The 20,218-nt window shown below is 67.1% G+C and carries 23 protein-coding genes; 10 read left to right on the top strand and 13 right to left on the bottom strand.

What is annotated here, in order from left to right:
* The first annotated feature begins 136 nt into the window (after window positions 1-136).
* The 3 genes from APS40_RS11935 to APS40_RS11925 all read left to right on the top strand — a co-directional run bounded on the left by APS40_RS11935 (window position 137) and on the right by APS40_RS11925 (window position 2,387).
* Window positions 137-868: an HAD-IIA family hydrolase gene (locus tag APS40_RS11935; protein ID WP_055047265.1), complete on the top strand. Its 732-nt coding sequence runs from the start codon at window positions 137-139 to the stop codon at window positions 866-868.
* Window positions 865-1,737, top strand: coding sequence for a MurR/RpiR family transcriptional regulator (locus tag APS40_RS11930; RefSeq protein ID WP_055047264.1), 873 nt, complete (start codon window positions 865-867; stop codon window positions 1,735-1,737). The genes APS40_RS11935 and APS40_RS11930 overlap by 4 nt, the downstream gene beginning before the upstream one ends.
* Window positions 1,738-1,856: 119 nt before the next feature.
* A complete protein-coding gene (locus APS40_RS11925; RefSeq protein ID WP_082434354.1) occupies window positions 1,857-2,387 on the top strand; it encodes a tetratricopeptide repeat protein in 531 nt (176 codons plus the stop codon).
* Between the two features lie 214 nt (window positions 2,388-2,601).
* On the opposite strand, the gene APS40_RS11920 is transcribed toward APS40_RS11925, so the two are convergent.
* From APS40_RS11920 to APS40_RS11895, 6 genes are all read right to left on the bottom strand, one after another.
* A complete protein-coding gene (locus APS40_RS11920; protein ID WP_055047262.1) occupies window positions 2,602-2,841 on the bottom strand; it encodes a hypothetical protein in 240 nt (79 codons plus the stop codon).
* Entirely contained in the window at window positions 2,838-4,220 is a 1,383-nt protein-coding gene (locus APS40_RS11915) for a type II and III secretion system protein family protein (RefSeq protein WP_236884245.1), read from the bottom strand. The genes APS40_RS11920 and APS40_RS11915 overlap by 4 nt, the downstream gene beginning before the upstream one ends.
* Before the next feature lie 134 nt (window positions 4,221-4,354).
* Window positions 4,355-5,434, bottom strand: coding sequence for a Flp pilus assembly protein CpaB (gene cpaB / locus APS40_RS11910; protein ID WP_197279484.1), 1,080 nt, complete (start codon window positions 5,432-5,434; stop codon window positions 4,355-4,357).
* Between the two features lie 128 nt (window positions 5,435-5,562).
* Window positions 5,563-6,927: a sensor histidine kinase gene (locus tag APS40_RS11905; protein ID WP_055047259.1), complete on the bottom strand. Its 1,365-nt coding sequence runs from the start codon at window positions 6,925-6,927 to the stop codon at window positions 5,563-5,565.
* Entirely contained in the window at window positions 6,924-7,589 is a 666-nt protein-coding gene (locus tag APS40_RS11900) for a response regulator transcription factor (RefSeq protein WP_055047258.1), read from the bottom strand. Before APS40_RS11900 ends, APS40_RS11905 begins: the two co-directional genes overlap by 4 nt.
* 7 nt (window positions 7,590-7,596) lie before the next feature.
* Window positions 7,597-8,091, bottom strand: coding sequence for a PepSY domain-containing protein (locus tag APS40_RS11895; RefSeq protein ID WP_055047257.1), 495 nt, complete (start codon window positions 8,089-8,091; stop codon window positions 7,597-7,599).
* Window positions 8,092-8,203: 112 nt separating this feature from the next.
* Here APS40_RS11895 and APS40_RS11890 point away from each other — a divergent pair, with 112 nt between their 5' ends.
* Window positions 8,204-8,761, top strand: a complete 558-nt coding sequence (locus APS40_RS11890; RefSeq protein WP_156342917.1) for a hypothetical protein — start codon at window positions 8,204-8,206, stop codon at window positions 8,759-8,761.
* A 78-nt stretch (window positions 8,762-8,839) separates the two neighbouring features.
* Here the strand turns inward: APS40_RS11890 and APS40_RS11885 are convergent, their stop codons facing one another.
* Entirely contained in the window at window positions 8,840-9,478 is a 639-nt protein-coding gene (locus tag APS40_RS11885) for a biotin transporter BioY (protein WP_055047255.1), read from the bottom strand.
* A gap of 66 nt (window positions 9,479-9,544) precedes the next feature.
* On the opposite strand from APS40_RS11885, the gene APS40_RS11880 reads away from it, so the two are divergent.
* Window positions 9,545-10,468 carry an MBL fold metallo-hydrolase gene (locus tag APS40_RS11880; protein WP_055047254.1) on the top strand — a complete coding sequence of 308 codons (924 nt, stop codon included), beginning with the start codon at window positions 9,545-9,547 and terminating at the stop codon, window positions 10,466-10,468.
* Here the strand turns inward: APS40_RS11880 and APS40_RS11875 are convergent.
* The 4 genes from APS40_RS11875 to pdxH all read right to left on the bottom strand — a co-directional run bounded on the left by APS40_RS11875 (window position 10,465) and on the right by pdxH (window position 14,385).
* Window positions 10,465-11,274, bottom strand: coding sequence for a DUF1499 domain-containing protein (locus APS40_RS11875; protein ID WP_055047253.1), 810 nt, complete (start codon window positions 11,272-11,274; stop codon window positions 10,465-10,467). The two genes, APS40_RS11880 and APS40_RS11875, sit on opposite strands and share 4 nt — an antisense overlap.
* Before the next feature lie 93 nt (window positions 11,275-11,367).
* Entirely contained in the window at window positions 11,368-12,480 is a 1,113-nt protein-coding gene (locus tag APS40_RS11870) for a M48 family metallopeptidase (RefSeq protein ID WP_055047252.1), read from the bottom strand.
* The gene (locus tag APS40_RS11865) at window positions 12,480-13,649 is read right to left on the bottom strand and encodes a DUF898 family protein (RefSeq protein WP_197279483.1); all 1,170 of its coding nucleotides are present in this window, start codon (window positions 13,647-13,649) and stop codon (window positions 12,480-12,482) included. The genes APS40_RS11870 and APS40_RS11865 overlap by 1 nt, the downstream gene beginning before the upstream one ends.
* Window positions 13,650-13,749: 100 nt before the next feature.
* Window positions 13,750-14,385 (bottom strand): pyridoxamine 5'-phosphate oxidase, encoded by a 636-nt coding sequence (gene pdxH, locus APS40_RS11860; protein ID WP_055047250.1) that lies wholly within the window; start codon window positions 14,383-14,385, stop codon window positions 13,750-13,752.
* 108 nt (window positions 14,386-14,493) lie between these two features.
* On the opposite strand from pdxH, the gene APS40_RS11855 reads away from it, so the two are divergent.
* The gene (locus tag APS40_RS11855; protein ID WP_055049640.1) at window positions 14,494-15,447 is read left to right on the top strand and encodes a DnaJ C-terminal domain-containing protein; all 954 of its coding nucleotides are present in this window, start codon (window positions 14,494-14,496) and stop codon (window positions 15,445-15,447) included.
* A 167-nt stretch (window positions 15,448-15,614) separates the two neighbouring features.
* On the opposite strand, the gene APS40_RS11850 is transcribed toward APS40_RS11855, so the two are convergent.
* Window positions 15,615-16,544, bottom strand: a complete 930-nt coding sequence (locus APS40_RS11850) for an L-threonylcarbamoyladenylate synthase (RefSeq protein ID WP_055047249.1) — start codon at window positions 16,542-16,544, stop codon at window positions 15,615-15,617.
* Window positions 16,545-16,612: 68 nt separating this feature from the next.
* Between APS40_RS11850 and APS40_RS11845 the strand changes: the two genes are divergently transcribed.
* From APS40_RS11845 to APS40_RS11830, 4 genes are all read left to right on the top strand, one after another.
* Window positions 16,613-17,542 (top strand): histone deacetylase family protein, encoded by a 930-nt coding sequence (locus tag APS40_RS11845; protein ID WP_055047248.1) that lies wholly within the window; start codon window positions 16,613-16,615, stop codon window positions 17,540-17,542.
* Between the two features lie 26 nt (window positions 17,543-17,568).
* Window positions 17,569-17,823, top strand: coding sequence for an exodeoxyribonuclease VII small subunit (locus APS40_RS11840; RefSeq protein ID WP_055047247.1), 255 nt, complete (start codon window positions 17,569-17,571; stop codon window positions 17,821-17,823).
* Window positions 17,824-17,936: 113 nt separating this feature from the next.
* Window positions 17,937-18,539 carry an SCO family protein gene (locus APS40_RS11835; RefSeq protein WP_055047246.1) on the top strand — a complete coding sequence of 201 codons (603 nt, stop codon included), beginning with the start codon at window positions 17,937-17,939 and terminating at the stop codon, window positions 18,537-18,539.
* A complete protein-coding gene (locus APS40_RS11830) occupies window positions 18,536-19,273 on the top strand; it encodes a TlyA family RNA methyltransferase (RefSeq protein WP_055047245.1) in 738 nt (245 codons plus the stop codon). The genes APS40_RS11835 and APS40_RS11830 overlap by 4 nt, the downstream gene beginning before the upstream one ends.
* A gap of 203 nt (window positions 19,274-19,476) precedes the next feature.
* Here the strand turns inward: APS40_RS11830 and APS40_RS11825 are convergent, their stop codons facing one another.
* Window positions 19,477-20,088 (bottom strand): response regulator, encoded by a 612-nt coding sequence (locus tag APS40_RS11825; protein ID WP_055047244.1) that lies wholly within the window; start codon window positions 20,086-20,088, stop codon window positions 19,477-19,479.
* Between the last annotated feature and the right edge of the window lie 130 nt (window positions 20,089-20,218).

Below are 20,218 nucleotides of genomic sequence, written 5' to 3'. Positions count from 1 at the left end.
TTCGACCCTCTCGTTGCGGGCCAACCGATAGCGCCGCTATGTGACAGTCTCATGAAACTTTCTCAGCATTTGTAAAGCTTGACACTGAGACAAGCTCAGTACAAATTCCTGAGGCAAATCAGCGGGAGAACCGACATTGCTGCCCAATGTGCATTCCGCACGCGGCTATCTCATCGACCTCGATGGAACATTGATGAGCGGCCGGCACCTGTTGCCGGGCGCCCGTGAGCTGCTGGGCCGGCTCGAGGGCCGCTTCGCCATCGTCTCCAACGACTCCGAGCACACGCCGCTGCAGCTGATGAGCCGCTTCGCCGACCTCGGCGTCGCCGTGCCGGCCGACCGGATCATCCTCGCCGGTACCTGTGCCCTCGAGACCATTGCCCGGCGGCATCCGCGGGCCCCGGTGATGGTGCTGGGCTCGACGCCGCTGCGCGCCTATGGGCGGCGGCTGGGCCTCGATATCGATCTGCCCGAGCCCGACGTGGTGCTGGTGGCGCGCGACCGGCGCTTCAACTACGGCAAGCTTGCCGCTGCCGCCGAGGCGATGGCCGCAGGCGCCGAACTCTATGTCGCCTGCCCCGACACCACCCATCCCGGCCCCAGCGGCCAGCCGGTGCCGGAAGCCGGCGCGCTGGCCGCGGCGGTGCTTGCCTGTGCCGGGCCGGTGCCGCATACAGTGATCGGCAAGCCCGAGCCGGCGCTGTTCCGGCTGGGCTGCGAACGGCTCGGCATCGAGCCGGAAGAAGGCGTGATGATCGGCGACAATCCCCTGACCGACGGCGCCGGCGCCCGGGCGCTGGGCATGACGTTCTGGCAGGCGGTGCCGGGTGGCCTGAACGAGGCGCTGCGTGAGCTCATGCCCGCATGAACACCGATCGCACCGAACCGGGCCAGCTTTCCGGCATTCTCGACCGCATCGCGGCGCTCAGGCCGAACCTGCCGCCGACTGCCGGCCGCATCGCCGACTTCATCACCGCCAATGCCGCCGACGTCGTCCATATGTCGGTGACCGAGGTGGCGGAGCGCTCCGGCTCCAGCGAAGGCAGCGTCATCGGCCTCTGCCAGCAGCTCGGTGCGCGCGGCTTCCAGCAGGTCAAGATCGCCATCGCCCGCGACCTGGTGCAGCCGGTGCAGTTCATCCACGAGGATCTGGAACCCAACGACGACCTTGGCACTGTGGTCGAAAAGATCTTTCGCTCCGACCTGCAGGCGCTGCACGATACGCAGAAGGCGCTCGACCTCGGCCAGCTGAGCCGCGCCGTCGCCGCCATCAGCAAGGCCAGCCGGGTCGAGGTGTTCGGCATCGGCAGCGCCGCGACCATCGCCGAGGACGCCAACTACCGGCTCTTGCGCATCGGCATCAACTCGCGCGCCACCGTCGACAGCCACGTGCAGGCAATCACCGCGGCGCTCTGCACGCCCGACGTGACGGTGCTGACCATCTCGCACTCGGGTTCGACCATCGAAACGCTGACCGCCACCCGCCTCGCCAAGGAAGCCGGCGCCACCACCATCGCGGTCACCAATTTCGGCAAATCGCCGATCCTCAGTCATGCCGATATCGTGCTCAACACGCTGGCCCGGGAAACCCAGTTCCGCACCGAGGCGATGACCAGCCGCATCGCCCAGCTCGCCATCATCGACGCCCTGATCGCCGCGCTGGCGCTGGCCGACTATGACCGCGCCGTTTCGACCATCGAGCGCACCTTCGACGTGCTGTCCACCAAGCGGGTATAACCCGCCGTTAAGCCTAGTTCGCGGCCGGGGCACGGCGTTTACGAAGCGGTATCCCTGCGGCGCCTAGCGTCGCATCGCAAGGTCCGCAGAAGCGGGCCCCTCGATGGGGGCATTGAGACATGTATCGCCGTAAGGGCAGGTCGTTTCGCGGGTTGGCTCGGCATGGGCTGGCCGCTCTGGTCATGGTGGCGCTGCCGCTGAGTGGTTGCAGTTCGGCGGGGATGAGCAGCTTCGGCAGCAACAAGCTGGCGGTCGCCGAAATCTCCAATATCGAGACCTACACTGCCGAGGGCGCGCTGACCGAGGCGCGGGCGCATTTCCGCAACGACAATTTCGGCTACGCGGCGGCGTTCTACAAACGCGCGGTCGAGCTGGCGCCGAACCAGGCGGAGGGCTATGTCGGGCTCAGCGCCTCCTATGACCGACTGGGCCGGTTCGACCTGTCCGACCGGGTCTATGCCTCGCTCTACCAGATGACCGGCGGCACGGCCCAGTACTTCAACAATGTCGGCTATTCCTACATGCTGCGCGGCAACCTGACCGAGGCGCTGAAGAATTTCCGCAAGGCGCAGAAGCTGGAGCCGGACAACCTGGTGGTCGCCAACAACATCCAGATCCTGCAAAGCGCGGCAGCCGGCTCCCGCGCCTGAGGCGGAAAACGTCAGGCTGCGGCCTTCCGCGACCCTGGGCTTGCCCTCTCCGCGATGCCACCCCGGCGAAGGCCGGAGCCCATCGCGATGACTTCAGCAACCTCTGCTCGTCCGTGCATCCGGATCTGGAGCATTGCACGATTGGATCGCGTCGGTGTGGCCCGGTCCCGGACCATGGTGCGCCACACCCACGATGCTGGTTGACGGCATGCCGCTACGGCGTCGGGGCTGTGCCGCCGCCGACGACGACCGGGCCGTTCTGGCCCAGCCCGCCGGTCGAGTACATTGAGCCGCGGCTCGGATTGCTGGTTTCACGCGCCAGGTTGGCCCTGACCGCGTCACCGGCGCTATAGGCAACCCGGTCGGTGCGTTGACGATAGTCGTAGCTGCAGCCGCTCAGCGCCGTGACCACGGCCAGCAACACGGCGGCACGGGCAACCGTCACCGTGCTCAACTGCCGCTCCTCAGATCGATGATGTAGCCATAGGGGCCAATGACGCCACTGCCGGTCTCGAAGCGCTTGATCATCTTTGGCGTCACTTCCATCTGGCCAAGCGCGAAGAACTCGAGGTCGTTGGCAGGCTGGGTGGCGTCGAGCGGCGTAGCGGCGACCTGCCCGGGAGCACTCGGCTGCACGAGGCGCGGGGTGACGATCACCACCAGTTCGGTATCGTGTTTTTGGAAACCGGAGGATTTGAACAGCGAGCCCAGGATCGGCACATCGCCGAGCCATGGCAACTGGTTCTGGTTGAGGTTGGTGTTGCTCTGCAGCAGACCCGCCACCGAGAAGCTCTGGCCATCGCGCAGCTCCACCGTGGCGTCGAGGTTGCGGGTGTTGAACACCGGGTCGCCCGAGGTGGTGAAGCCGTTGATGCCGCTGACCTCCGGGGTCAGGTGAATCTGGATGCGGTCGCCCTCGAGCACCACCGGCTGGAACACCAGACGCACGCCGAAATCGCGATAACTGAGCGTGGCGTTGTTGTTCTGGTCGTTGGTGCGGATCGGCACCTGGCCGCCGGCGAGGAAGCTGGCGCTGACGCCGGAGAGCGTCGTGAGGTTCGGCTCCGCCAGGGTACGCACCAGGCGCTTGCTCTCGAGCGCGTTGATGGTGGCGTTGAGGTTGATGCCGCCGCCGGTCGAAATGATGTTGGTGACGAAGCTGGCGAACGAGCCGCTGGCCGGATCGGACGGGCCGCCACTGATGCTGGTCGAAACGCCGCCGATGCTGCCGCCCCATTGCACGCCCAGTTCGCGGCCGGCGTCGCGTTGCGCTTCGAGGATGCGGACCTCGAGATTGACCTGCTGGCCGCCGCTGAGCGTCATGGTGTTGATCACCGCGGGGCTGCCATATTGATCGACGATTTCGAGCACCTTCTGCATGGTGACCGCGTCGCTGACGCTGCCCCCCAGCTTCACTCGCCCGTTGACGGTGCTGACCTTGACGTTGGAATTTGGAACCGCGGCCCGGATCGAGCGGGCGATGTCGGCGGTGTCGGCGCCGACTTCCACCGCCAGCAGGCCCACCGGCGCGCCATCCGCCGAGAACAGGTTCACCGTCGTGGTGCCGAAGGCCTTGCCGACCAGGTAGAGCGACTTGTCGGTGATCGGCTGGGCATCGGCAATCGCCGGATCGGCCGAAACGATCTTGCCGACGGCGTCGGAGATCACCACGGTGACCGCCTGCGACACCGGCAGCTTGATCCGCATCACCGAAGTGGTTTTCAGATCGTAGTTGACGGTCTGCGCCAGCGCCGGAGCGACACCCGCCCCCAGCAACGCGGCGAGCAGCACGGCGGCGCCCAGCATCGCCCTAAGTGACTGGGACAGCAGCATTCTGCCGAAGCCCCGGTTTGTGGATATCTTGTACATGCTAACGTTCTCAAGCAACGGCAAAGTTCTAGCAGGACCGGGTCAACGGCGATTTAACGGCGTCGGAAACGAGCGCCGGGCGGCGGCCGCCGCGCCAGCTATTTGGCCCAGAACGGGCTGGAGATGCGGATCGCCTGGTTGGCGCTGCGCGCGTCGCCCGCTTCGGCGGTGTCGACCAGCGGCCGCAGCACCAGGGTCAGGCGGCCGAGAGTCGATGCATTGATGATGATCTCGGACTGAGCCGGGTCGAGCTGCAAAGTGGCGATCGCCTCGTTGGCAAAGATCTCGGCCCGCGGATTCTCCGGATCGGCCGGCGCACCGGTCGAACCGGTTTCGCCCAGCCGGGTGTTGATCGCCAGCACCCGGACATTGCCGAGGATGGTGTCCGAAACCTGCTGGCCGCCTTCGCTTGCGGGGCTGCGGGTCAACACCACATCGACGCGATCGTTGGGAACGATGAAGCCCCCCGAAGCCGAGGACGCGGAAACCGTCACGGAGACGGCGCGCGTGCCGCTGTCGAGCACGGCCGAAAGATAACCGTCGGCCCCGCGTGCCAGCTTGTCGGCGCGGATCGGCTCGCCGGGCAGGAACTCGAAACGCGCCACCGCGCCGTTCATCTCGGTGATGGCGTCGGGCCTTGCGGTCGTGGTGATGTATTCGGGACGCACTGCCCCCTCGGGCCAATCGATCCACTCGACCGTTTCCGGCGTCAGCCGCTGGCCGAGGCCGATACTGGTCCTCGCCGCCAGCACCTGGACCCGGGCCTCCGGCACCACCTGCGTCACCGTCTCGGGGACGGGCTGCGCCACCGGCTGGTTGGTCTGCGTGGTGAGATAGGCGGCGAGCCCACCGGCGACCAGCGCCACCGCCAGGAGCGCCAGACGGGAGGGCGGAATTTTCCAGCGCCAACCCAGCCGGGGCGGCGGCGGCGCGGGCTGCCGGCGATCGCCCTTGCGGCGATCGTGGGTGACCACGGTCTGCAGCGCCTCGTTGCGCCAGGCATCGAGATTGCGGCGTTCGGTTCGGGTCGGCGGCGGCGTCCAGGTGACCTCGGCCAGTACCTTATCGAGCACTTCCGGATCGGCCTTGAGGGCCGCGGTCCGCGGCAGCTCCGGCCGCAGGGCTTCGCTGGTCTCGCTGTCATCCTTGAAAGCGATCTTTTCGGTACGCCGGAGCACGAAATCCTCACTGTGCGGCCAGAGTGGCGGCGACGCCGGCATTCGGCCGGCCCGTATCGATGTACGCGAAAAGGCTCACGGCTTCGTTCCAAAGCGCCGTGATTTCCGGCCAATCGGGTAACCGGGAGTTAACCAGCTAAAGCGCGCGGCAGGCGGACCGTGACCGCCAGGCCGCCCTCCGGCGCCCGGGCGAAGTGCACGTTGCCGGCATTGAGCGCCACCACCTCGAGGGCGATGGCGAGCCCCAGGCCCGAGCCGCGCCGGCTTTCATCGTGGCGCTGGCCACGCACACCGAGTCTGGCGATCTGCTCTTCGGTGAGACCGGGACCATCGTCGGAAATGGTGATCTCGACGAACTCGCCGACGGCCCGGCCGACAACCTGCACCCGGGATTTGCCCCATTTGGCGGCGTTTTCGAGGATGACGCCGATCAGTTCCATCAGGTCATGCGGATCGATATCGACCGTCAGCCCCGCCGCCAGCTCGACCTGCCAGTCGAGTTCCTCGCCCTCCTGGGTGCGGCTCAGCACCGCGATGGTGCGGTCCACCGTCTCGTTGAGCGAAGCGCTGAGCTGATGGGCCCGGGTCCGCATCCTGAGCCGCGACAGGCGCAGCTGGTACTCGACCCGGTCATCCATCTCGCCGACGATCTGATCGACCTGTTCACCGGCTTCGGCGTGGCCGGTGGCCTGCATGTGGGCGGCGAGGTTGCGCAGCACCGAGAGCGGGGTCTTCAGCCCATGCGCCAGGTCGGCGGCGCGGGCCCGGGCAAACTCCATGGATTTCTGCTGCTGGCTCAACAGTTCGTTGACCTCGCCCACCAGCGGCAGCACTTCGGCCGGATAGCGCGGCGGCAGCTTCTGCACCTCGCCGCGGCGGACGGCGCCGATGCCTTCGCGCAGGTGCTCGAGCGGCTTCAGCCCCAGTTGCACCTGCAGCCAGGCGGCAAGGATCAGCGCCACCCCGAGCACGGCCAAAGCCAGCATCAGATCGCCGCCGAAGCGGCGGATCGACTCGTCGAGCAGCGCCCGGTCCTCGGCCAGGGTGACGCGGAATACCCGCGGCCCCGCATCGGAGGCGAAGCTGACTTGGCGGACCATGGCGGACAGCGGCTGCGCGCCGGGCCCGGTGAGCGTACCGAAGCGCTCGGCGCCATCAGGGGCAACCGCCGAGCCGGTCTCCAGCACGTGATCGCCGAGGGAACGCGAGCGCCAGGAATCGTCGGAAGCTACGGCCTCGACCTGCCAGTAGATGCCCGAGAGCGGAATGGCGTAGCGGGGGTCGGGCAGCGCGTCGCCCTGCACTGGTTCTTCCGCCACGGGATCGATCTGCGCGACCAGCCGGTTGAGGCTGGCGGTCAGACCGTCGCGCATCGAGCGCTCGACATTGCCGGTGAACATCCAGCCGATGGCGAGGCCGGCAATCAGCAATGCGAGGACGATCCACAGCGCCGCGCCGCCCAGCAGGCGCAGGCGCAGCGAGCGCGGATTCATTCCTCGAGCGTCCCCATATAGTAGCCGAAGCCGCGACGGGTCTTGATGATGTCGGTGCCGAGGCGGCGGCGCACCCGGCCGACCAGCACTTCGATGGAGTTGGATTCGCGCTCGAAATCCTGCGCGTAGAGATGCTCGGTGATCTCCATCTGCGACACCACCCGGCCGCGCTGATGCGCCAGGTAGGCGAACAGCCGATACTCCTGCGGGCTCAAGCTGATCGGGATGCCGTCGCGAGTCACCTGCATGGCGCGGGTATCGAGCACCAGGTCGTCGATCTCGACCCGCGACGAGGCAAAGCCGCCGGCGCGGCGCACGATGGCGCGGATGCGGGCCACCACTTCCTCGACCCGGAAGGGCTTGACGACATAATCGTCGGCACCGGCCTCGATGCCTTCGACGCGCTCCTCCCAATGGCCGCGCGCCGTCAGGATCAGCACCGGTCCGGTGCGACCCGCCTTGCGCCAGCGCTTGAGAACGGTCAAGCCGTCGAGCGTCGGCAGGCCGAGATCGAGGATAATGGCATCGAACTCTTCGGTGTCGCCGCGATACCAGGCCTCTTCGCCGTCCGCTTCGACCTCCGCCACGAAGCCGGCCGCCTGCAAGGCAGCGGCAAGGGCTTCGGCGATCCGGCGGTCGTCTTCGGCAACCAGTACGCGCATGTGAAACTCAGTTCAGGTCGAGATACTCACCCGACTGGGCAAGGAAATACAGTTCGCTCACGTCGCCGGACTTACCCAGCGCCTTGATCTCATACAGCAACACATCTTGCAGCGACACTAACTGGGCGTCGATGATCTCGCCGTCGGTCAACAGCTTGGCGCGCAGCATGATCTCTTCCATGGGGAGCGCCCTGCCGCTGCGCACCGCCTGCAACGCCGCCTTCTGACCGAGCGGCTTGCCGGCCGTCTCGAGGCCCAGCCCGCCATTGCCGCCCGAACCGCCGATGTCGAGATCGACGCCGAGCCCGCCGCCGCCATTGCCGCCGCCAAGATCGACGTCCACGCCCAGCCCCGCATCGCCACCAATATCGACATCGACGCTGCCGAGCCCCCCCAGATCGAGACCGAGGCCGACCTGCGCCGTGGCGGGGGAAGAGAACGACAACCCGGCAAGGCAGGCGACGACGAGCCAGAACCAGCGATTCGGTGTGATGGGGAGCATGCGCCGCAGATTACATTCCCGACCCTGACGATTGGCTGACAACGATCTCATGAACATGTCAGGCCGAATCCTTGAGGCTCCTCGACGCATCAATTGCAACGGAGCCATCAACATGAAAACCCGTACCCTTGCCGCAGCTTTTGCTTGTCTGTGCATGCTCGGCGCGCCCGCCATGGCGCTCGATGTCGGCCTCGGCCTCTCGGTCGGCGGCAACGCATCGGCAAGCTCAGGCGAGAGCGGACTCTCACTCGGCGTTGCCACCGGCATCGACGCAACAGCCAGTCTGGGGCAGGATCACCTCGGCACCACCAATAGCACGGAGGCCAGCCTCTCCGCCAATGGCTCTGCAGCCCAGTCCTTAACGGCCGGTGATGAGCTGGCGGTGGTGATCGGGCTGATCGAAGCCAGCCACTGGAGCGAAACCAGCCTCGCTAACCTGACGGAAATCGACGGCACGGCCTATGATGTCGGGGGCTGGATCAATGCGGACAATGCCGCCGCCCTCGAGCTCGCGCTCGACAGCAACGCCGACGAGATCGACGACCTGCACGTCGCGCTGGCGTCGAACGTGGCGCTCAACGCCTGGCTGGAGGCCAATAATACGGCGGCCGAGGATGTGATCGCCATCGGCGTCGCGGCGGACGGTTCGCTGGCGGTGTTCACCAACTAAGAGAGTTGCGGTCCGGCGCGGCAAAACAGAAGGGCCGGTCGCAAGACCGGCCCTTACCAATTCGATCGACGGACGGCCTCAGCCCTGCTTGGGCAGCAGCTTCCAGACGCCGACGACGCTGAGCGCCGCGAACGCCATCTTCAGCACGTCCCACACGATGAACGGGGCGACGGCGCCGTTCCAGGCGGTGCCGACGAGGTTGGTAGCGTCGAGCCAGCCGGGGAGCGCGGCGCCCGACTGGACGATGACGTTGGCCACCACCAGCAGCCAGGTGAAGCCGAAGGCAAACAGCACCGCGTCGGCGAGCAGCATGGCGCCGAACAGCAGCACGATACGGCGCGACGCGCCAAGATCGGCGGCGCGGCCGATGATGTAGCCCATCGGCAGATAGCCGAGGATGAAGCCGAAGGACGGGCGCAGGATGTAGTCGATCCCGCCGCCGGTGGCGAAGACCGGCAAGCCCGCGAGGCCCTCGACGATGTAGAGCGCCACGGTGGCGACACCGATGCGCCAGCCGAAGCCGGCGGCAAGCGCGGCAACGACCATGGTCTGCAGCGTCACCGGGATCGGCATCACCGGCACCGAGAGCTTGGCCGACAGCGCCAGCGCCAGCGAGCCGAGCACCACGGTGACGAGGTTTGCCACGAGGCGCGCCGACTGCGACTTGGGCGAAAGCGCGCCGAGCACGGTATTCGGCGTGGTGAGCGTCAAGGCCATTGCCAATCCTTCAGTTTGAGGAGCATTGCTAGCGCCGATTACTAGTCGCTCGCCTGGGAGAGCGCAATGGCTGGCCAGACGCCGGCGCTGAGCTTCAACACGACGTTCGACGCACAGACCGGACGCCCGGTGACCGTCACCGACGGGCTTGTGCGCGTCACCGCGCCCAATGCCGGACCCTACACCTTCAAGGGCACCAACAGCTTCATCGTCGGTCACGATCGGGTGGCGGTGATCGACCCCGGCCCCGATGACGGCACGCATCTGGCAGCGCTGCTGGATGCCATCGGACGACGAGAGGTGGAGGCGATCATCCTCACCCACACCCACCTCGACCACTCGGCCCTGGTGCCGAGGCTAAGGGCTGCCACCGCGGCGCCGGTCTGGTCGGGCGGCAGGCATCGGCTCAGCCGGCAGCGCCGACTGTTCGAATTCAATGCCGTGGGCCGCGACAGCGACTGGACCCTCGTACCGGACCGGGTGCTGAGGGATGGCGAGCCCTTGCAGATCGGCGGGGTGAAGCTGGAGGCGATCACGACGCCCGGCCACTGCGCCAATCACCTGGCGTTTGGCCTCGTCGACACGCCATGGCTGCTGACCGGCGACCATGTCATGGGCTGGAACTCGACGCTCGTCTCGGTGCCCGACGGCTCGATGGCGGACTATCTCAGTTCGCTCGAGAAGGTGATCGGCCTTGCCTACGGCCGGTATCCGCCTGCCCATGGCGGGGTCATCGACGACGGTCCGGATTATGCGCGGGCGCTGCTGGCGCACCGGCAGGAGCGCAACCGCCAGGTGGTTGCCGCGGTAGATGCCGGCGCCCGCAGGATCGGCCAGCTGCTGGCCTCGATCTATCCGACGCTGCCGCTGCCGCTGCATGCGGCGGCGCGGATGACGCTCAAGGCGCATGTCGAGTATCTGGCCGACCACGGCCTGATCGGTGTTACCCATGGCCCGTTCGGCATCACGATGTTCCCGCTCAGCGCCTAATCGTCGGCTTCGGCAGGCGGGGGCGGGCTGTCGGTATCGGCCGCTGCAGCGGCCTGCGGGGCGTCGCGCAGGGTCAGGGTGATCTTCTGATCCAGCGCCAGGAGGAACTCCTCGACCCGCTTGCCGTTCTCGCCGAAATCGTGGAAGCCGCCCAGCGGCACCGAGCGCATGTCGATGGTGGCGCCCTGCGCCGTGCCGGTGACCCGCACCGCCACCTCGTCGCGCCAGCCGAACAGCGTCACGGCAATGGCGTTGATCTGGCCGATATCGAGCGCCGTCGGCGGCGCCCGGCGGGTCCGCACCTCCCAGCCGCGTGCATCCACGAGGTCCTCGACGATACCGAACATCTCGGTGGCGTCGATCGGATAGCTGCGCGTCTGGACATTGGGAAAGATCGCCTCGATCTGCGCCCGGAGGGCCGCGCTGGTCGGTGCGACGCGCACCGGCGAGACCAGCGGCAGCGGGTCGGCGACGTCGGTCGTCACCTCGTTGACCATCGGGTACTGCATCGCCTGATAGCCGAGATAGGCAAAGGGCAGCAGGCAGACGATACCGAAGAACAGCCCCCAGCCGGCCTTGCTCCAGCCCTGGTCCCCGGTGATCCACAAGCGGCCGAAGGCGCCGAGCGCCAGGAACACCGCCAGCGCCGCCACGGCGGCGGCGACCGCCTCGACGACGAGGAAATCGGCGCTGCTGATCAGCTGCTCGCGATGCAGCAGCACCGGGATAATGGTGAGAGGCAGCGCCAGGCTACCGAAACGCCGGGCCCAGATCGCCCATTTCGAGGTGCGGATGAGGATGCGCATCGTGCCGGCCGGAACTGCAACAGAGCTAAGGGATAAGCACGGCGCAGCGCTTCGTGCAAAGCCTCGCGCAAGAAAGTTGTTGAGGGCCGTGAACTAGCACATCGACTTGATCGCCCGCCATTCGGCCTCCGAGAAAGCCGAGCGCGTGGTGCTGGGCGCTACCGGCAGCGCCTCGAGCGCGGCCCGCCGCTCGTCGGTCAGCGGGTGCGTGTTCAGCAGGGCCAGGCTCCGTGTCATGGTGTCATCGGCGGCAACCCGCTCGAGCAGATCTGCCAGGGCAAGGGGAGAAAAACCGAGGCGGTTTCCGGCGGCGCCGGCGAAGGCGTCGGCCTCATGCTCGGCCTGGCGCGAGAAGCGGCTGTCGATGAGCGTCACGCCGGCCGCGGCGGCGATCGACAGGTTGGTCATGTCGCCGAGCACGAAACCGACCAGCAGGCCGGTGGCGGAGCTCTCGATCAGCATCTGCATGCTGTGTCGATGCGCCACGTGGCCAAGCTCGTGCGCCAGTACGCCGGCAAACTCGTCGGCGGTCTCGGTGCGGTCGAGCAGGCCCGAGAAATAGTAGACCTGGCCACCGGGCAAGGCGAAGGCGTTGGTCAGCGGCGAGCGCACCACCGTCACCTTCGGGGTGAAGGGCGAGCCGCTCTCGGCAATCACATCGGCAGCAAAGCGGCTGATGGCGATGTTGCCGGCATCGCGCTCGCCGCCACACGCCTGAAAGCCGCGGCCGTTGCTCAGCATGCCCTCGACCTGCAGGCGGGCGCCCTCGCCGAGCCGCGTCTCCCAGGCCGATGGCACCAGCGGCGTGACGCTGCCGGCCAGCACCGGCACGCCGAATACGTAGGCGGCAATGACCGAGGCAAGCGCCGCTACTGCGATACCGAGGATACGCCGCTGCTGCCCGCGCGCCAGCAGCGCCCGCCGGCCGAGGCCGGGGATCGCTTCGCGCAACGCAGCGCTCCACTCACCGGCGGGGACCCTGACCCGCGCCCCATAAGGCCGGTCAACGGTGCCGAGGCTCAATGCGTCGCCCGGCCCCTCGACCTCGAACAGGCTGTCGACCGGCCAGCGGTCCAGCTCTTCTCGCGTCGCGCGATCGGCAATGATGAGCTCGGGCCGCGAAGCGTCGCGGGTCAGCGCCAGGGTGACGAAATGTCGGCTTGCCACGACGCCGTCATAATAGCGTCCGGTCGGCTCGATCTCCATCAGAACGACCCCACGTTGAGTGCATCGGCAAGGCCTTCACCCGCCAGCGCCGTATCCTCGTTGCCGGCCCCGACGGTTCCAAGGTTCGCGAGACCGGTAATGGTGGCGCCGCGCGCCACCAGCATCCAGTACCCGCAATCGAGGTAGACCTCCGCCATCAGTCCGAGCGTCGCGAGACTCACCAGGTAGCCGCCGAGCCCGAGCGCCACCCCGATCCAGCCGGCCCGGGCAATACCGGCCAGCGACGTGAAATCGAACTGCGCCTGCACCGCCAGGGCGACAAGGTAACCGAGCAGGCCGACGATGGTGAACGCGACCAGCAGCATGCCGAGATAGGCCGCGAACTGCAGGGCGAGGGCCCGCGCCTTGATCTCGACGCGCAGCCGCGCCGCGCCGAGGTGCACCTCGGAGAACAGCCGGCTGCTCTCGCGGGCGCGGTAGTAGAAGAAGCCGCCGAACCCGAGCACGATGGCGAGGAGCGGCGCCAGCGCCATGGACCGGCCCTGGGTGAACAAGCCGACGAGCACCAGGGCACCGATCAGGATCACGAAGGTGGCATAGGCGCGGTAGAACGGGCCGGCAATGGTGCGCCAGCTGCCGGTGAAGCCGAACTGGCGATCGCCGTACCAGGTGTTGGTATAGCGGTAGCGCCAGAGGTCGGCCGACATGAAGGGGTAAGCCAGGCCGAGGGTGACGACGACCAGCAGCGACCACAGGAACTGCCGCGTCGCATAGGCCCAGGCATTGCCCTTCTGGTCGAAACGAATGCCGCGCCACAGCGTGCGCGACAGCCGAAAATCGCGTCCGCGATAGCTGGCGTAGCCGAACAGGAACCAGAACAGGGCCACGACGACACCGTAGCCGGCCAAGACCACGGGGCCCACCTGGGTCGAGAGATAGAACAAGGCGATATAGAGCGGCAGGAAGACCGCCAGGGCGAACAGGAACCCGATCAGCAGCTGCAACGGGGTGCCGCTATATTCCAGCGCGTCGCCATCGATGCTGGTGTTGTGCCAGTAGAACTGGCGCTTCATGGTGGTGACCCAAAAGCGATAGAGGCCGATGGTCGGCACCATCAGCAGATAGCCACGCACCAGACGCCAGAACAGCTCGGCCCGTGTGCCGCTGAACTTGGCCGGGACGCGACTGATCCTCGCGTCACTTGTCAATGTTGTCGTCGTGCTCACGCCATCGCCCCCGAACAGCACCGGCATGTTGCGACGACAATGACGTTATTGGCAAGGGCCGGAACGTTGCCGCGTTCGGCCGCTACGGATAGAGCCGTTGCCGGGTCCAGGCGCCATCCGGCAGGGTGCGGGTGAATCGGACCCGGTCGTGCAGGCGGTTGGCGCCGTCCTTCCAGAACTCCATGCTCTGAGGGATCACCCGGAAGCCCGACCAGTGGGCAGGGCGGTTCACCGGCTCATCCTCGCCAAAGCTTTTCTTCAGCGTTTCGACCCGCTCGAGCAGGGTGTAGCGGTTGGCCAGCGGGCGCGACTGCTTGCTGGCATGGGCGCCGATCTGGCTGACCCGGGCGCGGGTGGCGAAATAGGCATCGGCTTCCTTGTCGGCGACCACCTCCACCGGCCCGCGCACGCGGATCTGCCGGCGCAGCGTCTTCCAGTGCATGACGAAGGCGGCCTTGGGATGGGCGAGCAGTTCGCGTCCCTTGTCGCTCTCGAAATTGGTGAAGAAACAGAAGCCGCGGGAATCGCGCTGGTTCAGCAGCACCATGCGCACATCGGGCATGCCGTCGGAATCGACGCTGGCCAACGCCATCGCATGCGGGTCGTTCGGCTCGCTTTGCTGGGCTGCGGCGAACCACTCTTCGAACAGCGAGCAGGGATCGATCGGCGCGGTATCGGAGTCGTCGAACAGCCGCTCGGTAAGTGTGGTTGCCGGCATGGTTTTATCCTCGTGGCGCGCCAGTCTGGACAAGCCCGGAGCGCATGGCCATATAGGATGGCGCGGGCCGCGAAAGCAAATCCCAACCCGCCCGAATTGAAGGAACCCATGCGCGACCCGTATACCGTGCTCGGGGTGCCGAGGTCCGTCACCGAAAAGGACCTCAAGTCCGCCTATCGCAAGCTCGCCAAGGCGCATCACCCCGACCAGAACAAGGACGACCCCAAGGCCCACGCGAAATTCGCCGAGGTTTCGTCGGCCTATGACTTCCTTTCCGACAAGGAAAAGCGTGCCAGCTACGACCGCGGCGAGATCGACGCCGACGGCAACCCGCGCTTCGCCGGCTTCGGCCGCGGCGCCGGCGGCGGCGCACGCCCGGGCGCAGGGGCCGGCGCAGGCGGCTTTTCCGCCGAGGACATCCTCAAGGAATTCATGTCCGGCTTCGGCGGCCAGCAGCGTGGTCCGACCCGCGGCGGCGGCGGCAGCCAGAGCTGGGATCCGTTCGCCGGCAGCTCGAGTGGCGGCTTTCAGGGCCGGGCCACCGGCATGGGTGGCGAGGACATCAACGCCACCGTCACGGTTACGCTGGAGGAAGCGCACGCCGCCCAGAGCGTGCCGCTGCGCATGCCGACCGGCAAGGTGCTGAACGTCAAGCTGCCCGAGAAGGTCGAGGAAGGCCAGCAGATCCGGCTCAAGGGCCAGGGCCACGCCTCGCCCTATGGGGGCCCGCCGGGCGACGCTATCGTCACGGTGAAGTTCGAGCGCCACAAGCAGTTCCGCCGCGACGGCGCAGACCTGCGCGTCGATGTGCCGATCACGCTCTATGAGGCAGTGCTGGGCGGCAAGGTGCGCGTGCCGACCCTCGATGGTTCGGCCGAACTGAACCTGCCGGCCTCGGTGAACACCGCCAAGGCGCTGCGGCTCAAGGGCAAGGGCCTCCATGGCGCCGGCGATCTCTATGCCACGCTCAGGATCGTGCTGCCCGAACAGGCCGACCCCGATCTCGAAAGCCTGATGCGGTTCTGGCGCGACCAGAAGCCGTACAAGGTGCGGGACAACTAGGCGCTTCGCGGACGGACGGGCTGATCCGCCGCCTCGCTTCCTCCACCGGGTCATTCCCGCGAAAGCGGGAACCTCTGTTTTCTTGCCTGCGGCACCATCCTAAACGGAGGTCCCTGCTTTCGCGGGGATGACTCTGGTGGATGGGCACTTTCATAGAAACAACCGGATCAGCCTCGCGGCGCGGCGGCGCGTTTCAGCCGGTCGTTGATCGCCTCGCCGAGGCCCCGGCGCGGGATCGGCGCCACCGCGATGCGCGTCGCCCGCTCGTCGAGCTGATGCAGCATCGAGAACAGGTTGCGGGCCGCCTCGCGCAGGTCGCCGCCGGGCGAGAGATTAGGTCCGGCAGGTCCGGGACCGAAGCCGAGCCAGGTCTCGCCGGGCTCGGCGTGTTCGGCGTCGAGCCGCAGCGTCGCATTGGGGGCGTAGTGGCTGGCCAGCATGCCGGGCGAGGCGATGGCGGCGTCGTGCCTCGCCACTGCTACCGACCGGCCGATCGCCGCCTCGATTTCGTCGCGCGGCAGGGCGCCAGCGCGCAGCTGCGTCACCAGGTCGCCCTCGACCGCCAGAATGGTGGATTCGACCCCGGCCTCGGACGCGCCGCCCTCGAGCACTGGAACGAGGCCGGCGAACGAACGCTCGACCTGCGCCGCGGTGGTCGGCGACAGCTTGCCCGAACGATTGGCTGACGGCGCCGCCAGCGGCCGGTCGGTTGAGCGGATCAGTTCGAGCGCCAATGGATGGTTCGGGATGCGGATGCCGACGGTGTCGAGCCCGGCGGTGACCAGGTCGGAGAGCCCGGCTTCCTGGCGTTTCGGCAACACCAAGGTCAGCGGTCCGGGCCAGAAGGTTGCGAGCTTCAGGGCCATCGGGCCGAAACTGACGAAGCGTTCGGCCATGGCGAGATCGGCCACATGCACGATCAGCGGATTGAACCGCGGCCGGCCCTTGGTTTCGTAGATCTTCAGCACGGCATCCGAATTGGTGGCGTCGGCGCCGAGGCCATAGACCGTCTCGGTGGGGAAGGCGACGAGCTCGCCGGCCCGCAGTCGCGCCGCGAGCTCAGGCAGATCGGATGCGGAATGAACGGCGCTGGCCATGCCGCGACGTTTGACAAGCTCGCAGGCACAACGTCAAGCTGTCGGAGCAGCGACAGTTTCCCGAGCTCATGGCCACCCTCCTCGTCTCCCAGCCCAATTTCGCCAGCCACGCTACGCCGACCGGGCACCCCGAGCGCCCTGACCGGATCCGGGCGGTCGAAGAGGCGCTGAGCGCCGACCGCTTCGCCCGGCTCCTCCGGCGCGAAGCACCCTCGGCCGACCTGACGCTCGCCGAACTGGTGCACGACGCCAACTACCTGGGCATTCTCGTCAAGGCCCGCCCGGCCGAAGGTATCGGCCAGATCGATGAGGACACCTTCATCTCCTCGCATTCGCTGGAGGCCGCCGCGACGGCATTGGGGGGAGGACTTGCGGCGCTCGAGGCGGTGGCCCTGGGCGAAGCCCGCAATGCGTTCTGCGCCGTCCGCCCGCCTGGACACCACGCCGAGATCGACCGGCCGATGGGTTTCTGCCTGATCAACTCGATCGCCGTGGTGGCGCGCGAGGCGCAGCGCAAGTTCGGGGCCGAGCGGGTGGCTATCGTCGACTTCGACGTGCATCACGGCAATGGCACCGAGGACATCTTCAAGGAGGATCCTACGGTGTTCTACGCCTCGAGCCACCAGATGCCGCTCTATCCGGGAACCGGGTCCCCCAGCTTCACCGGGGTCGGCAACATCTGCAACGCCGCGCTGTCGGCCGGCAGCGGCGGGGCCGAGATGCGCGCCGCCTATACCGACCGCATCCTGCCGGCGCTGGAGGCGTTCCGTCCGGATTTCCTCCTGGTTTCGGCCGGCTTCGATGCCGACTATCGCGATCCGCTCGCCGGGCTCAACTGGCAACCGGAGGACTTCGCCTGGGTGACCGGCCGCTTGACCGAGGTGGCCGACCGGGTATGCGAAGGGCGCCTGATCTCGATGCTCGAGGGCGGTTATGACCGGCACGGTCTCGCCACCGGCGCCGCGGCGCATGTTGAAATGTTGATGGCCGCAAGCTAGCTACGGTCCACACGCAAGGAACTGACATGGCCGATTCCCCCGCCACCGCCGAAGACATCAAGCTCATGAGCTTCGAGGCGGCGCTGCGCGAACTCGAGGGCATCGTCGGCAAGCTGGAGAGCGGGCAGGCGCCGCTGGCCGAGTCGATCGCCATCTACGAGCGCGGCGAAGCGCTGAAGGCACATTGCGAGGCGCTGCTGAAGCAGGCGGAGATGCGGATCGAAAAGATCACCCTGCGCAACGGCCAGCCTGCCGGCACCGAGCCGCTCGATCCCCAGTAAGAATTGCCGCGATCGCGACCGCTGGCTTCAAACATCGGTGACTGCGCGACAATGACGCGCGCCAGGATCGGCGGGCCGGCGCTATAAGGCGCCAACTCAGCTGGGCAAGGATCATGGCCGATACAAACTCTCTGGCGCTGTCGCGCTTCCGCATCATCCTGTGGACGCTGGTCGTCCTGGCTGCACTGGGCGCCACGGCGCTGTTCATTTTCCGCCCCCCGACCGCCCCGCTCGCGGTGACCGGCAAGCCGTTCGCGCTACAGTCAACGCTGGGCGGCACCTTTACCGAGGCGAACCTAAAGGGCACGCCCAGCCTGGTGTTCTTCGGCTACACCCACTGCCCCGACGTCTGTCCGACCACCCTGGCAGAATCGACGGCCTGGAAAGAAGAGCTGGGGCTCAGCCCCGAGCAGTTGCGCACCATCTTCGTGACGGTCGATCCCAAGCGCGACACCAAGGACGTGCTGACCGACTATCTGAGCTCGTTCCCCGGCACCATCGGCCTCGTCGGCGACGACGCCCAGACCGCAGCGGCCAAGGCCGCGTTCGGCGCCGCCTCGGAAACCACCGAGCCGGATGCCGACGGGTTCTACCTGGTCAACCACACCGCCTCGGTGTTCCTGATCAACAAGGACGGCAGCTTCGAAGGCACCATCGCCTATGGCGAGGCCAAGGACGTCGCGGTCGGCAAGATCCGGAAGCTGATGGCCTCGTGAGCGAACGGATCCGGCTCGATCAGGCACTCGAACTGCGCGGCCTGCTGCCGAGCCGGGCCCGGGCTCGCGATGCCGTACTGCGCGGCACGGTGACGGTCAACGGCAGCGTGGCGCGCAAGCCGAACCAGCAGGTCGGAGCAGATGACGTGATCGGCCTCGACGATCCGGCCGCCGGCTATGTTTCGCGGGCGGCACTGAAACTGGTGGCGGGGCTCGAGGCAGGCGCCATCGACCCGGCCGGGCGGATCTGCCTCGATCTGGGCGCCTCGACCGGCGGCTTCACTCAGGTGCTGCTGGAACGCGGCGCCAGCCGGGTCTATGCCGTCGACGTCGGCCACGACCAGTTGCACGAGCGGCTCAGGGCCGAGCCGGCCGTGGTTTCGCTCGAGGGGGTGAACGGGCGCGACCTGACGGCTGAGCTCATCCCCGAGCGGATCGAGTTGATCGTCTCCGATGTGAGCTTTGTGTCGATCCTCAAGGTGATCGATCCGGCGCTGGCGCTGGCCGCTCCGCATGCCGAGGCAGTGATCCTGATCAAGCCGCAGTTCGAGGTCGGCCGCGACAGGATAGGCAAGGGCGGGATCGTCAGCGATGAAGCCGCGATCGCCGAGGCGGTCGAACGGGTCATCGCACATTTCGTCGCTGCCGGGTGGGAGCGCAGGTTCTCCGTGGCCTCGCCGATCGCTGGCGGCGACGGCAACCGCGAAATTGTCGCCGGGTTTCGGCGCAGTTAGGGCTTGTGGCACCCGCTGCCCCTCTCCCCTCAGCGAAGAGGGTAGTGCAGCTACGACCCAAGGGGTCCGTAGCGGAACTAGGGTGAGGGGTTCAGCTTCTCAGCGAGCGCTCGCTGCGCCGCTTCACCCCTCAACCGACCCTCGGCCACCTTCTCCCCTGAGGGGAAAAGGGATATTGCTTCCGTACCGAGTGTCGCCTGCCACTAAACGGCGTGCTGGCCGAACAGCTTGGCCATGAAATGAGTGTGCGGGGCCGGCCGCGCCTTGAAGCGGTGGCCGCGGACCTCGCGATCCAGCACCTTGATGCCGCGCCTCGGATCGCGCTCGAACACCAGACGGGTATGCGGCGAGATGCCGAGCCGCAGGGCGGCGCCGCGATCCAGCCGGCGGCGGTCGGGGCCGAAATAATCCTTGGTCTCGATGTAGAGCTGCTGGCCATGGAGCTGTTCCGCCAGGCGCTCCGCCAGCTCGTCGCGCCGCGCCGGCAGGCTGATGACATCATCAAAGCCCAAGCGCACATAGCGCAGCACCGTCTCGGCTGCCCGATCGGCGGTGAACAGGATGATCGGCGAGTAGCAGAGCTGCCCACCCCGTTCCTGGCGAATGGAGGCGATGGTGTCGATCAGGTCCTCGTCACGCATGCGGTAATCGAGGAAGAAGTAGGTGATCGTCGTCCCCGACCGACCAATGGTCGCAGCGCTGTTGCCCAGCCCGCACACCACCTCGCCGAAGCCAAGCTGATGGGCGGCGGTTTCCAGCGCCAGGCTGTCGCGAAGATTGGCGGCCATGACATAGACGCGGCAGGACTCGAACATCTGATAACCCTCAGCTGTCTCAGTGCGACCGCTTAGTCATCTCGCGCTTACCCGTAGAAATAATACAGCACGAGCAAAGGCTTACGGCCGATGCTCACAGCAAGCGCCTCGTCGCGCGCATGGTCAATGC

It is taken from the genome of Devosia sp. A16, from assembly GCF_001402915.1.
In the GTDB taxonomy this organism is placed as follows: Bacteria; Pseudomonadota; Alphaproteobacteria; order Rhizobiales; family Devosiaceae; genus Devosia_A.
The sequence above is the reverse complement of the archived record's forward strand: the minus strand, read 5'-3'. Positions and strand labels throughout refer to the sequence as shown.